At 67.8% G+C, this 12,289-nt stretch carries 10 protein-coding genes; 4 read left to right on the top strand and 6 right to left on the bottom strand.

Going from position 1 to position 12,289, the window contains the following annotated elements:
• Positions 1 to 218 precede the first annotated feature (218 nt).
• A complete protein-coding gene (locus tag ABZV00_RS37180) occupies positions 219 to 668 on the bottom strand; it encodes a hypothetical protein (protein WP_355615151.1) in 450 nt (149 codons plus the stop codon).
• A gap of 223 nt (positions 669 to 891) precedes the next feature.
• Between ABZV00_RS37180 and ABZV00_RS37185 the strand changes: the two genes are divergently transcribed.
• On the top strand, positions 892 to 1,734 hold the full coding sequence (locus ABZV00_RS37185) for a hypothetical protein (protein WP_355615154.1): 843 nt from the start codon (positions 892 to 894) through the stop codon (positions 1,732 to 1,734).
• Between the two features lie 329 nt (positions 1,735 to 2,063).
• Entirely contained in the window at positions 2,064 to 2,729 is a 666-nt protein-coding gene (locus ABZV00_RS37190; protein WP_355615157.1) for a Type 1 glutamine amidotransferase-like domain-containing protein, read from the top strand.
• Positions 2,730 to 3,124: 395 nt separating this feature from the next.
• Here ABZV00_RS37190 and ABZV00_RS37195 read toward each other — a convergent pair whose 3' ends face one another.
• Both ABZV00_RS37195 and ABZV00_RS37200 read right to left on the bottom strand, forming a co-directional pair.
• Positions 3,125 to 3,799 carry a cytidylate kinase family protein gene (locus ABZV00_RS37195; RefSeq protein WP_355615160.1) on the bottom strand — a complete coding sequence of 225 codons (675 nt, stop codon included), beginning with the start codon at positions 3,797 to 3,799 and terminating at the stop codon, positions 3,125 to 3,127.
• A gap of 629 nt (positions 3,800 to 4,428) precedes the next feature.
• Complete coding sequence (locus tag ABZV00_RS37200) at positions 4,429 to 4,785, bottom strand: transposase (RefSeq protein ID WP_355615163.1); 357 nt, start codon at positions 4,783 to 4,785, stop codon at positions 4,429 to 4,431.
• 138 nt (positions 4,786 to 4,923) lie between these two features.
• Between ABZV00_RS37200 and ABZV00_RS37205 the strand changes: the two genes are divergently transcribed.
• Positions 4,924 to 6,261: an MFS transporter gene (locus tag ABZV00_RS37205; protein ID WP_355615166.1), complete on the top strand. Its 1,338-nt coding sequence runs from the start codon at positions 4,924 to 4,926 to the stop codon at positions 6,259 to 6,261.
• 601 nt (positions 6,262 to 6,862) lie between these two features.
• Here ABZV00_RS37205 and ABZV00_RS37210 read toward each other — a convergent pair.
• The 3 genes from ABZV00_RS37210 to ABZV00_RS37220 form a co-directional block, all read right to left on the bottom strand.
• Positions 6,863 to 9,328 (bottom strand): excinuclease ABC subunit UvrA, encoded by a 2,466-nt coding sequence (locus tag ABZV00_RS37210; RefSeq protein ID WP_355615169.1) that lies wholly within the window; start codon positions 9,326 to 9,328, stop codon positions 6,863 to 6,865.
• A gap of 200 nt (positions 9,329 to 9,528) precedes the next feature.
• Complete coding sequence (locus ABZV00_RS37215; RefSeq protein WP_355615172.1) at positions 9,529 to 10,059, bottom strand: pyridoxamine 5'-phosphate oxidase family protein; 531 nt, start codon at positions 10,057 to 10,059, stop codon at positions 9,529 to 9,531.
• Between the two features lie 442 nt (positions 10,060 to 10,501).
• Positions 10,502 to 11,842, bottom strand: a complete 1,341-nt coding sequence (locus tag ABZV00_RS37220) for an OmpA family protein (protein WP_355615175.1) — start codon at positions 11,840 to 11,842, stop codon at positions 10,502 to 10,504.
• Between ABZV00_RS37220 and ABZV00_RS37225 the strand changes: the two genes are divergently transcribed.
• Positions 11,841 to 12,011 carry a hypothetical protein gene (locus tag ABZV00_RS37225; RefSeq protein WP_355615178.1) on the top strand — a complete coding sequence of 57 codons (171 nt, stop codon included), beginning with the start codon at positions 11,841 to 11,843 and terminating at the stop codon, positions 12,009 to 12,011. The two genes, ABZV00_RS37220 and ABZV00_RS37225, sit on opposite strands and share 2 nt — an antisense overlap.
• Positions 12,012 to 12,289: the final 278 nt, after the last annotated feature.

Below are 12,289 nucleotides of genomic sequence, written 5' to 3' on the forward strand. Positions count from 1 at the left end.
GTGGGCAGCCGCGATGAGAGCGACCCCACCGGTCACCTCGACCAAGCCTGGCCGGGCTGCGGTCGTACCACCAGCTAACAGGTAGCCGCGATCCGCGCGGTACGCAGCTTCCCGGCCGGCTACCACGGTCAGCGTCCGGACATGCCGATGAGCGCGCACCCGATCTATCTTGGATTCGGACGCGTCGCTGGCTGCCAAGTACGGGTGCGCCGGCTGCGTCACAGGGCGATCGGGCGGTAGGCCAGCGCGGCGTCAACGATCTCCTCCGCCGTCGCGTCCCGCAACTCGGGCGGCGGGTGGAAGATGAGGCCGCTCGCGCCCGGCATCACGGTGTTGCGCTCGAACGCCGCGATGTACCAGTCGTCGGTCGGGCCGGCGAGGATGCGACGCACGATCTCGACCAGCTCGTCTCGGGTGACGTCGGGCAGTCGGACCGGCGGCGGCGCGCACGCCCACTCGACCAGCTGTTCACGGTCGGGCGCTCCGCAGTGATAGTTGAAGTCGTCGAGCCCGAAGGTGTGACCGGTCGTCTCGTTGAGCGTCTCGATCGCGGTAGCGGCGTCCTTACCGCAGTCGACAAGCTCCTCGATCTGCAGTATCGCCTCCCCGATCGCGACTCGCCGCTCGGGCGTGACCGGCCGGCGTCGCAGCGCATCGCGCAACTCCACTCCGTGGACCCTACCGGTGCCCGGCACGGGCTGGGCCGAATGGCCAGGACCCGTTCCGAACCGGACGGGCCAAGAATCCCGAAATCGGATGTACGGATTTGCCGCCGACCGTGCGCGTCGCCCTGGTCGGCCATCACGGGGTGTAGCCACGCCCCGTGCCCGGTCATGGGTGGGCCCGCAACGCCTTGAAGGGCCTGGCGACGCCTGCCTACAGTGTCGATCCATGGATGTGCTCGTCGACCTACTCGGCTGGTTCAACACCGAACGTACGACCGCCGTAGTCGCTGTCCTCGCTTTGGCTGGCATCGCCTACTCGGCGCAGTCCGCCTCAGCAGCCAAAAGGCAGGCCAAGAGTGCCAAAGACCAGGCTGAGCGCGCGAAAGAGCAAGTTGAGCTCGGCAGGCAACAAGTCGACTTGCTGATGCGGCAGGTCAGGCAGGCAGAGGCTGTCGAAGCAGCAACTCAGCAGGCCAGGCGGGAGTCGCTTCAGCCCAATGTCCTCGTCGACATCGCTCCCGGCGTGAACGACCCCGGCGTGTTCGTCTTGTCGATCTCGAACATCGGCGCGTCGGTTGCAAGGAACGTCCGCGTCAAGGCGCTGGATGAGATGGTCCGGTCTGATGGACTAAAGCTGCATGAGCTGACAGTGTTCACGGAGCCGATCTCGGTGATGCCGCCAGGGCAGACGCGCCAATTCTTCTACGACGTCAGCTTCCAGCCGTTCAAGGGCACCTCGCCGCTGCGGTGCCGCTTCGAGGTTGACTGTGACGGGCCGTTCGGGCCGGTCGAGACCGCCAGCTACGACTTGGACCTGACGCCGTACCAGGGGGGTTGGGCTGCTCCGACGACACTCTATTCGGTGGTTCAGCAGATCAAGAAGGCAGTGTCGTCGCTCGACTCAATCGGCCAAGCCATCCGAGACGACGGCGGCGCTGCACGAAACACACTTGAGCGCAAGATCGTTCAGTCGACGCAGCTGGAAGATGACGCGACGACTTGGCGGCCGGCTGACGAGGATCGACGCGGAACTCGACCGAGCGCAACGGACGGCAGAGAAGCAGTTTGATCTTGTAGGCGAACGTGGGCGAGGCATGTCCGCGAAGGAAGCCGCGCAGCCCACCTTGATCGGACGTACTCCTTTGCCGCGAAGCGCTCGTCACGGAAGGTAACCGGATTGCGGGTGCCTGCATCCGGACGTGCCGATGAGCGGTCGTCGCGACAGGAGCATCCGGCGCGTCTGGGTCAGGTGCATGTGCTGCGCGAGGTAGTGCCGGATGCGGCATTCGCCGCAGCAGTCACAGGGACTTCCGGAGGCAGACGGCCGGCTTACGATGGGTTCGGGCTCATCCCTGACCATTAGGCGCATTACCTCGCGCTCACGATCTTGGAGGTAGCTTGAAGCTCTTGCTTACGTCCGGCGGTATAACGAACCCAAGCATCCACTCGGCGCTCCTGCGGCTTCTCGGTAAGCCGGTCTCCGAGTGTCGCGCCCTTTGCGTCCCGACAGCACAGTGGGGTCACCCGATGTGCGGACCGGCATCGGTGCGGGGCTTCGTGGCCGCCGAACCTGCGCGCGATTGGCAGTATCTGTCCGGCCTGGGCTGGGCTTCGCTCGGTGTCCTCGAGCTCACGGCGCTGCCCAGCATCGGCGCAGAGCGATGGATTCCCTGGGTCCGAGAGACCGATGTGCTGCTGGTCGACGGTGGCGACGCGACGTACCTGTGTCACTGGATGCGAGAGTCCGGGCTGGCCGATCTGCTGCCCTCGCTGTCCGACACCGTCTGGGTGGGAGTGAGCGCGGGAAGCATGGTGATGACGCCCCGAATCGGGGCGTACTTCGTCGAATGGCCGTCGGCGCCGGACGACCGAGCTCTGGGAGTCGTCGACTTCTCGATCTTCCCGCACTTGAACCTTTTCCCCTCAAACACCCTGGCCGACGCCGAGCGGTGGGCGGCCGACATCGGCGTCCCGGCCTACGCCATCGACGAACAAACGGCTATCAAGGTCGTCGACGGCTCCGCCGAAGTGGTTTCTGAAGGGCAGTGGACGAAGTTCGGATGATCGTCGCCTCGGCGGCCATCCGGATCTGCCGCGATCCGCGCGGACGTCGCGGATCAGTTGGCGCACGACTGTCGCATATCAGCCGACGGAGGACAGGCGGCGCCGAACATGTCTAGTCCCAGTACCAGGCGCGGACTGCGCAGACGCGTTGCAGTAGCGATCCAGAGGTGACGACCGAGATGAGGTACTCCTGGACCCTGCGACGGCCCACCACCGTCAACATCGGCTCAATGAGTTGGCGCGTGTGGCGAATCGTCCTGGGGGTCAAGGGGTCGTCGGTTCGAATCCGACCGTCCCGACACAGGTGAGGGGGGAGCGTCTCGCCGAGTACCTGGGCCGAGTCTGGCCGGACATCGATCCTGCGGAGAGTGTCTAAGTAGCCGAACTGAGTGCGGTCAGTGTGTTTGGGTCGCCCAGACCGGCTGCTGAGGCTCGTCGTTGTGCACGATGATGTCGACGTGATCGGTCGGGCGGACCGTAGCGAAGTAGAGCTGTTGGGAGGGGATGTAACGCTCGCGCCAGCGCCGTTCGACGTCGGCCCGAGATAACACCCGGCGCTCTCGGATCACGGCACGATCCACAGTCTTCTCGAGCGCGGTCGACACGAAGATGCGCAGGTCCCACCGATCAATCAGTTCCGGGCGCATGAGGAAGACGCCGTCGAAGACCAGCACGGCGTCGCCGGGGGCAGTCATGACCGGCGGCGACAGGGCAATATCCGCGGTGCGGTCGTACACCGCGTGTTGGAAGCGTCGATCTCCGCCTGGGCCGAGCGGATCGAGCAGAACCCGGTTCAGCGCGTCGTAGTCGTGGGCGTCGAAGTAGCAGCCTTCGGCCGAGTACTCGCCGCGCGGATAGCGCTGCGCCCGTGGGAAGAGGAAATCGTCGATCGTCGCGCGGATGACGTCGCGACCCTGTATGCGCAAGACGACGGCCAGTTCGTCGGCGAGGGTGGTCTTGCCTGCGGCGGGCGGTCCGTCGATGGCAACCCGCGTCGGATGTGCGACTGTGACGGACCCGACTGCCTCAGCCAGGCGGCCGAGCAACTCGTCGCGGGTGCCTTGGTTCATGTCCTGCCCCTTCCTAGTCTCGCGAAGGTCGCCATGTCGAGCCGACCTTATGCGCGCCAGGCTCTTCGCGCGCACCACTGTCCGAGTGAGCGAGATTGCCGCATGTGGAAGTGGCTGCGGTCGCGGCGCAGAAGGACTGTCATGCCGGCGCTGGTCGCTCGGTATAGCGTGACCGGTTATGCCGCGAGTCGCGCGGTTGTCGCCTCGCGATCATGTCAAGCGTCGCCCGAGGCCACGACGTCAAGCATCACCCGGCGCAGGACACCGCCGAATTGTTCTCTCGACGTATCAAGGCGGCCCGCAAGCGGGCCGCGCCGGCCCGAGCGGCCACGCTTTCGGAAGACCAAGACCCCGAAGACCTTGGGGCTCCGCCCCGAACCTCGGCCCTCCGCAGAGATTCGCTCTCATCGACCTAGTAGCCGCGGGATGGCGTCACGAATCTCTCGGTACGGGTCACGAGGCCTAAGGTCAGGGTCAGAGAACGGGGGCCAGCAAGGAGTTCGGCCAGCACCGAATCACCTGGTCAGCAGGCCCTGCTAGCGTCAGCCGCACACATTCCGCCCAGCGGATCATGTCCTCGGATGTCTCCGGCCGGCGTTCGTGGTCGCGGGCCAGCCGGCGGTGGCCCATCAGCCAGCCCAGACTCCTCCCAACCACCCACCGCCTGGGGTGGACGGCGAATCCCTTCTGATCAGCGGGTTTCCGGACGATGTCCACGTCAGGTTCAGCATCGCGGCGGCCCAGCCGACGAGCCGGCCGGCGAAGCCCTGGTCGGCGAACACGTGCCGGATCGGGGTGGCCGCCACCGCGGCGAGCAGCGCGCCCTTGGCGCCGTCGCGGTCCTGCCAGGACGCGGCCAGGACCCAGACCGTGACCAGCAGCCCGAGGGTGTCGGTGACGATGAACCGCTTCCGGCCGTTGACCCGCTTCCCGTCGAACACGCCCGCGGTGGCGTCGTCGGCCCCTGAGCCGGCCGGTCGCGACACCAGGGACGGGTCGACGGCGCCGGATCGGGACCGGGCGACGAGAAATGCGCCGCACCGACGCGATCACGTCCGGGCCCTGACCCGCTAGGGTGTGGAAACAGCGTTTCCATTCGTGCCACAATAGGCAGAGAGGCCAACGTGCAGCGCAGCCAGGAAGACACCGCCGCCGCGCCGGAGGCCGGCGAGCAGAGCACCACGTTCGGCCCACTCCGGCTCTCACCGGGCACGACCCGGACCAACATCAGCGGGTACTACTGGCTGGCGTTGACGTCGATCATGACGTTCACGTTCATCCCGGCCGCGCAGACCGCGCTACTCACCTCCATCCTGGGCGTGCCCAAGGGTGAGCAGGGTTCGATCGTAGGCACCGCTGGGCTGATCAGCGAGATCGTCCTGATCGCGGCGGTCGGCCTGGCCGGCGCCTGGTCCGACCGCCTCGGACGGCGCCCGATCGTGATCGGCGGCTACATCCTGCTCGGCCTCGGCGTCGGCATGGCACCGTTCCTCGGCTCGGTCCTGCCCTACTACCTGGCCCGGGGTGTCGCCGCCGTCGGCATGGCGATGGTCACCGTGATGCTCACGGCCGTGGTCGCCGACTACGTCCGGGACACCACCCGCGGCAGGGCCAACGGCATCCTCGGCTTCTGCAACGGTCTCGGCGCGCTCGTCACGTTCTTCGTGCTGATCAAACTGCCCGACATCTTCGAGGGCATCGGGATGGACGCGATCGCCGCGCTGCGGGCGACCTACCTCATCGTCGGCGGGCTGGCCCTGCTCACCGCGATCCTGATGCGGCTCACCCTCCGGGGTGGCCTGGCGACAACGCACTCCGAGCACATCCCGATCCCCAGGCTGCTGCGCGAGGGCGTCGCCGAGATCCGGCGCCCCGGCGTCTCCTTCGCCTACCTCAGCGCCTTCGTCGCCCGGGCCGACCTGGCGCTCGTCGGCGCCTACCTCACCCTCTGGGCACAGCAGTACGGCACCCAGCACCTCGGGCTCAGCGAGGCCGAGGCGCTGGCCAAGGCAGGTCTGTTGCTGGGAGTGGCCAACGGTGTCGCGCTGATCGGGGCGCCGGCCATCGGCATCATCGCCGACCGGCTGTCCCGCACCGACGCGGTGCTGATCTCCCTGGCGACCGCCGCTCTCGGCTACACCGCCACGATCTTCGTCGGAGACCCGTTCAGCCCGCTCGGCTATGCCGTCGCCGCGCTGATCGGGCTCGGCCAGGTCAGCGCCGTCATCTCCAGTCAGGTGCTGATCGCCGAACAGGCTCCCAGCCGTACCCGGGGCTCGGTCATCGGAACGTTCGCGCTCAGCGGCGGCATCGGCATCATGATCGCGTTCGCCGCCGGTGGCACCCTGTACGACAACTGGCGCCCCGCTGGCCCGTTCGTCCTGTTCGGCATCCTGGCCGGGCTGGCCTGCCTGTACGGCCTGGCCGTCCGATCGAGGATCCCCAACCACCCGGTGGACTGAAAGTCCCAGCCGTGGGTGTCAGCGGTGCTCTATCTGTCTCTGCAAGCCTGTTACCAGCGGTTCTTGGTCTTGGGCCTCGATTCTTGGGTCGCAACCGGCGGCCGTGCGCTCGGCGGTTGACGGTCAGTCGGGCGGTTGGGGTGGCCCCTCCGGTCAGCTTTGGGTCGCGTATCGGTTGCCACCCTCAGGCGCGGCTAGAGACCGTCGATCGGACGGGCTTGGCGTTGCGATACCGTCAAGGTGCCCGCACCAGCGTCGAGTGGTCCGCGTCCGTCGGCTGTCGATGGTCCGCAGGGCGCCCCACGAATCCAGGGAGATACCGATGCCGGAGCCTGAGCCCGTTCAAGACGCCCACTCGGCGGATGCCGACACCTCAACCACGGCCGAGACCGACCAGCCTGCCGTTCACGCAAATCGGGCTGCCCGACGCGCGAAGGGCAAGGTCGCCTCGCCTCAACCGCATGGAAAGGGTCAGCACCTCGGCGGCCGGGGCTCGGTCCAGAGCCCGCGCCAGTGGGGTAACCGCCGAAGCGGCTGACCCGTTGGTGGAGCCCTTTGCGCTGGGCTGGCCTCGTCCTCAGCGGCGCGCGCCTTCCCGCGCCTACAGCAGGGGCAGGCCCGCCGCGTACCGCCGGAGGAAGCCGGCGGTCGGGGTGTCCGCTGTTGCGACGGCGTCCGGGGGGCCCTGCGCGACCACCGCACCCCCGTCCGGACCGGCTCCCGGTCCCAGGTCGATCACCCAGTCCGCCGACGCGGCGACGGGGATGTGATGTTCGGCCACGACGACGGTGTTGCCCGAGTCGAGCAACACGTCGACCGCATCCACCACACGCTGGATGTCAGACGGGTGCAGGCCCGAGACGGGCTCGTCGAGAACGACGAGGCCGGCCTTGCGGCTCGCAGCGCCGCGCTGGATCGCGGAGGCCAGCTTCAGCCGCTGCGCCTCGCCGCCGGACAACTCTGTGGCGCTCTGCCCGAGTTGGAGATAGCCAAGCCCCACCTGGTTCAGGGCTCCGAGCGTTTCCGCGAGCTGTCGGGGCGCGGAGAAATGCTCCGCAGCCTCGGCGACGGTCAGCTCCAGCACCTGATCGATGGCCAACCCCTGATACCTGATCTCCAAAGCCTCCGGCTGGTAACGCCGACCCTCGCACGCGTCGCAAACCACCCACACATCTGGCAGGAAGTGCATGTCGACCAGCTTGCGGCCATAACCGGTGCACGTCTCGCAGCGGCCGCCATCCGCGGTGTTGAAGCTGAACCAGGAGGCGTTGGCCCCGCGCCCGTGCGCCACGTCGGTCTCGGCGAACAGCTTGCGGATGATGTCGAACGCCTTGCTGTAGGTGGCCGGGTTGGATCGCGGCGTCCGTCCCAGCGGTTCCTGATCGACGACGGCGACCCAGCTGAACCCCTCGATGCCGGTGACCTCCCGCACCGTGTCGGTCGCCGTCCCGTTCAGGGCGGCCTCCACGCTCGCCCCGAGCGCGCCGAGTAGGCTGCTCTTGCCGCTGCCGCTCAGCCCGGTTAGGCAGGTGAGCCGACCGGAGGGGAAACTCACCAGATCCGCGCTCACGTTGTGCGCACGCAGGCCGTGCAGTTCGACCCAGCCGGTGTCATCGCCGGTCGGGCGGGGGGTCCGGTGCAGCCGCGGTCCCTCACCGGCCAGATAGCGCCCGGTCAGCGACGTCGGGTGGGCGGCCACGTCGGCGGGAGGGCCGGACACCAGGATCTCACCGCCGAGGCGGCCCGCGCCGGGTCCCATGTCGATGACCCAGTCGGCCCGGGCGATCAGCTCAGGGTCGTGCTCGACGAGGAGCACCGTGTTGCCAGCCTCGCGCAGCTCCAGGGCGATGTCGAGCAACTGTGCCTTGTCCGCCGGGTGCAGCCCGGTCCCGGGCTCGTCCAGGACGAAGATGATGTCGCTCAGCTCGGTGCTGAGCTGCGCGGCGAGTCGGGTCCGCTGCAACTCACCCCCGGACAGCGTCGCCGCGCTCCGGGACAGCTGGAGATGGGCCAGGCCGAGCCGGTCAAGGATTCCGAGCCTGCGGCCCAGGTCCTGCAGCAGCGGTTCACCCACCTCCCGCTGCCGGGCGCCCAGGTCGTCCGCCACGCGTTTCGCCCAGCGGCGCACCTCCCGTACTTCCACCTCGAGCAGGTCGGGGTAGGTCAGCCCGCCGAGCCGCACGGACCGGGCCACCTGGTCGTACCCGCTGCCGCCGCAGGTGCCGCAGGGCTGCTTGCGCATGTACGGCAGGTAGCGCTGCTTGGCGCTGGACGTCTGGGCGTTCACGAACACCCGCTCCACCTCGGCGAGCGCGCCCCGCAGCGGCTGGCTCGAGGTGTAGGTCACCAGGGCCGTCTCATTCTTGTTCGTCATGTCGACGGTCGCCTCGATGTTCTCGTCACCCGTGCCGTAGAGCACGCAGTGACGGAACTCCTCGGGCAGCGACTGCCACGACCGGCCGAGGTCCACGCCCCGCTTCTCGGCAAGCGCCGGTACGAACGCGTGCTCCCCTGATCGCCATTTCGCGTACCAGGGCGAGGCCCCCTCGAAGAGCGGACGCTCCGGGTGGGTGATGACCAGGTCCTCCTGCGCCTGCCAGCGCCCACCCACACCGTGGCAGTCCGCACAACTCCCTTCCAGGCTATTGCGGTCGAAGTGAGCGGTCGTCAGATGCCCGTCCCCACTCTCCACCGCCGGGTCTGCGCCGATCCCTGGAAGGCGCGAGTACAGCAGCCCTAGGTGCCCGTCGATGCCGGTGATCGTCGCGACCGTGGAGCGGGGGTTGCGGTTCAGACGGCGCTGGTCGACCGCGAGCGTCGCGCCGAGGCCCAGGATGCGGTCCACCTTCGGCCGATTACGCTGGGTGATGTACTGCCGTACGAACGGCGAAAGCCCTTCCAGATACCGCAGCTGGGCTTCGTTGTGCAGGGTGTCGATGGCCAGCGAAGTCTTGCCGCTGCCGCTCACGCCGGTGAAGGCGACGAGCCGCCCCTTGGGAATACTCACGGAAACGTCCCGCAGATTGTTGGTACGAGCCCCCACCACCTCGATGGTCTCGCCCCTCATACTCGCGCCGTCCCTGACCAATGCAGTCAACCTTCGTCCACCCTCTCGCAACGCAGCAGGACATGGGTGGAGAGGCCCCCACCCATGTCGATCAAACCGATCACGCCACTACGCGGCAGATCGTCATCAAATGGGGCTGAGCGGCCGCTTCACCAGATCGCTCAGCACGTGGCCGGTCCCAATGCGGCCCGTGCTGGGGATCAGGACTGGGACGCCGCAGTGAGCTTTGCGATGCCCGGGGCGTAGACAGTCATCCAGTCCGGATGCAGCCGGTAATAGACCACGTCGTTGTCCCAGTCGAAGAAGTTGTCGCCGTAGAAGTCCTTCAAGTACGCGAGCAGGTCCGGCCAGCCCGCGGCCGGCTCTCCGTCCTGTGGGTTGAGGACCTCCACCTTCCCGTGCGTGAACACGCCCAGGTCCTCACCGCGCATGTGCGCGGCGCTGACGGCAGGCCGCGCCGCGAGGTGGCGTGCCTTGGCGGCGCCGCGCGCCGTGCCGAAATACCACTTGCCGTGCAGGAAGTGCCCGTCTACACCGCTGATCCGCGGCTCGCCCTTCGCCGTCACGGTGGACAGGGCGAGGGTGCAGATGCCGGTGAGGACCTGGGTGAGCTGCTCGGCGTTCAGTGTGCGCTCAGTGTTGATGATCGAGCGGAGGTGCGAGGCAGAGCGGGAGAGGGAGGCGTCGAGGAGGGCCTGAAGCTCTTTGAGATCTTCTGACGTTTCGCGCATGCAGTCCGCATCTTTCCGTAGCTATCTGTGGGCCCGGTCCCCACGCCCACCATCGACGCCGACCGGTGAGACCATCCTCGGCCCAAAATCTGACACCTTGTGTCAAGCTTTTTCGTCCATCTTTCGGCCCGCCGCCTGGCCGGACGCCACCCAGCGACTGGCTCTGTTGGGCCACGGTCCTCAACGCGCTGATTCTCGCCTGTGGCGACCGGACTGCCATCTAACAACATCGATCACCCCGCGGGCCCCAACAGGGAAATCGACACACTCCCGCCCCTTAACAGCTATGCCCGTGTGTTCGCTCGCAGGCTGGGCCCTCGCTGCGCGCCTACCGCCCGCCCGGAGCGACCGCGAGGGGTCGCCTCACATCGTGAGGCGACCCCTCGCGGTCGGCCGCCTGGCCTCCATGCCGGGCTCTAACCGCTGGATGCCGTTACCGCCGTTACTGGATGGGAACGTGGAGGTCGCGGAACGGGCCGATCTTGACTTGGAGGGTGTCGGCGGTGTCGGGCAGGGCGAAGAGGTTCCAGAACTCGCGGGTCTGGGCCGGTGTGAATTTCTCGGTGCTGATGCGGACGCCGGAGACGGCGGTGCATGCGCAGTAGAAGTCCGCGCCGTTGTCGGTGGGGACCTCGAGGCGGCCGGGTAGGTACTGGCGGCGGGCGGCGACGTCGGTCATGCGGACGTTGGTTGCGGCCTGGTACTTGTATGCCTCCCAGTCCTGGGCGTGGTGGAGGTCGCGGAACCAGGTTTCGGCCGATCCCTGATTGGTGATCTTGTAGGTGAGCAGGCCGAGGCCTCCGGGCAGTCGGCGCAGGCCGGTGACCTCCATGGCGATGGGCTGGCCGTCGGCCTTGGTGGTGCCGGTCAGGCCGGTCGCGCCGGGAGGGGTCGTGGCCACTGGTTCCTGGGTAGCGGGCTGAGGTTTGGGGAAGGTCACCGTGACGCGACGGTTGCGGCGTTTGCCCTCGTCGCTGTCGTTGCTGTACAGCGGGCGGCGCGAGCCGTACCCCTGGGTCTGGAAGCGGATCCCGTTTCTGGTCAGCAGTGTCGACAGGGCGTGTTGTACGGCCTGCGCGCGGCGCAGCGACAGTGGGTCGTTGATGGCGTCGTTGCCGGAGGAGTCGGCGTGGCCCGCCACCGTCACGACTGCGGCGGGGGAGGCGTCGATGAGCGTGGCCGTCCGGGCCATGATCGACTTGGCGTTGGGGGTGAGGGTGGCCTTGCCCACCGCGAACAGCACGTCGGAGGAGAGGTTGACCTGTAGGTCCTTGCCGTCGTCGGCGGTCTCCTCCGATTTGTCCAGGGATTCGGAGGGGAGGATGAGGCGGCGGGTGAGCGGGGTTACGGGTTCGGCATCGGGGTCGGGAAAGTCACCGGCCGGAGTCTCGTCGCTGATGGGCACGTTGAGCATCGGCGGGCCCACGGGGGTGACGACGGTGGTCGTCGCCGGGTTGCCCGACGGTGCGGGCAACACCGCGTAGACGGTGATCGACTGTCCAGGGTCGATGAACGGGCCGAGGCCGTCGCGGTCCCGGCCGCTGCACATGCAGGGAGAGCCGGCGGGTTTGTAGGGGAGGAGCCAGGTGCGGGCCTGCGCGTCGAGGACGCCGATGCCGGAGGCCCACTTGATCTCGCCGAGGGGGCGGGTGTGGTCGCCCATCTCCCCGGCCCAGGACAGGTGCTTCTCCGTGCCGGTGTTGGACAGCCGGATCTGGGCGATGAGGTGCTTGCCCTTGACACGGTTCAGGCCGACGACCTCAACCTTGAGGTGCTCGGTCATGGTACTGCGGGTTTCGGCCGGAGCCGTGCCGGTGTTGGCGGCGGCGGGAGCGCTGGAGGCGGGCGTGGACACGGGAGCCTTCTTCGGCAGCACCCCGCACCCGGGGACTGCCAACGTGAGTACGGCGCTCAGGGCCAGCATCCGGCTAGACCTGGGGGAGATTGTCTGACGTCGGAAATGACGGAGCTTGGTCATGATCCTCGACTGCGGTTGATGGGGTCGGTCGCGAGTGGACCCGGACTGGCGCAGCTTGCTCGCCTCCTCTTCCTCGTGTACCTCGTGCCGCACGGCCGGCGGGCAGCCGCGTCATCCGCTCTGGGCCAGAGTCGCCAGCTATCCGTGCGTCGTTGCCGCCTCAGCGGCCCACGGCGGTCTCCCGCTCCACACGCGACAGCTTTTCGGGATTGCGCACGTGGTAGGCGCCGGTGACGTAGCCGTTCTCGACCC

It is taken from the genome of Micromonospora sp. NPDC005173, from assembly GCF_040608515.1.
Taxonomy (GTDB): domain Bacteria; phylum Actinomycetota; class Actinomycetes; order Mycobacteriales; family Micromonosporaceae; genus Micromonospora.

Excerpts from the sequence above, each read along its gene's own strand:
- ABZV00_RS37225 (WP_355615178.1), top strand. The coding sequence starts at position 11,841 with ATGGTACTGCGGGTTTCGGCCGGAGCCGTGCCGGTGTTGGCGGCGGCG.
- ABZV00_RS37195 (WP_355615160.1), bottom strand. The coding sequence starts at position 3,799 with ATGAACCAAGGCACCCGCGACGAGTTGCTCGGCCGCCTGGCTGAGGCA.
- ABZV00_RS37220 (WP_355615175.1), bottom strand. The coding sequence starts at position 11,842 with ATGACCGAGCACCTCAAGGTTGAGGTCGTCGGCCTGAACCGTGTCAAG.
- ABZV00_RS37210 (WP_355615169.1), bottom strand. The coding sequence starts at position 9,328 with ATGAGGGGCGAGACCATCGAGGTGGTGGGGGCTCGTACCAACAATCTG.
- ABZV00_RS37185 (WP_355615154.1), top strand. The coding sequence starts at position 892 with ATGGATGTGCTCGTCGACCTACTCGGCTGGTTCAACACCGAACGTACG.
- ABZV00_RS37215 (WP_355615172.1), bottom strand. The coding sequence starts at position 10,059 with ATGCGCGAAACGTCAGAAGATCTCAAAGAGCTTCAGGCCCTCCTCGAC.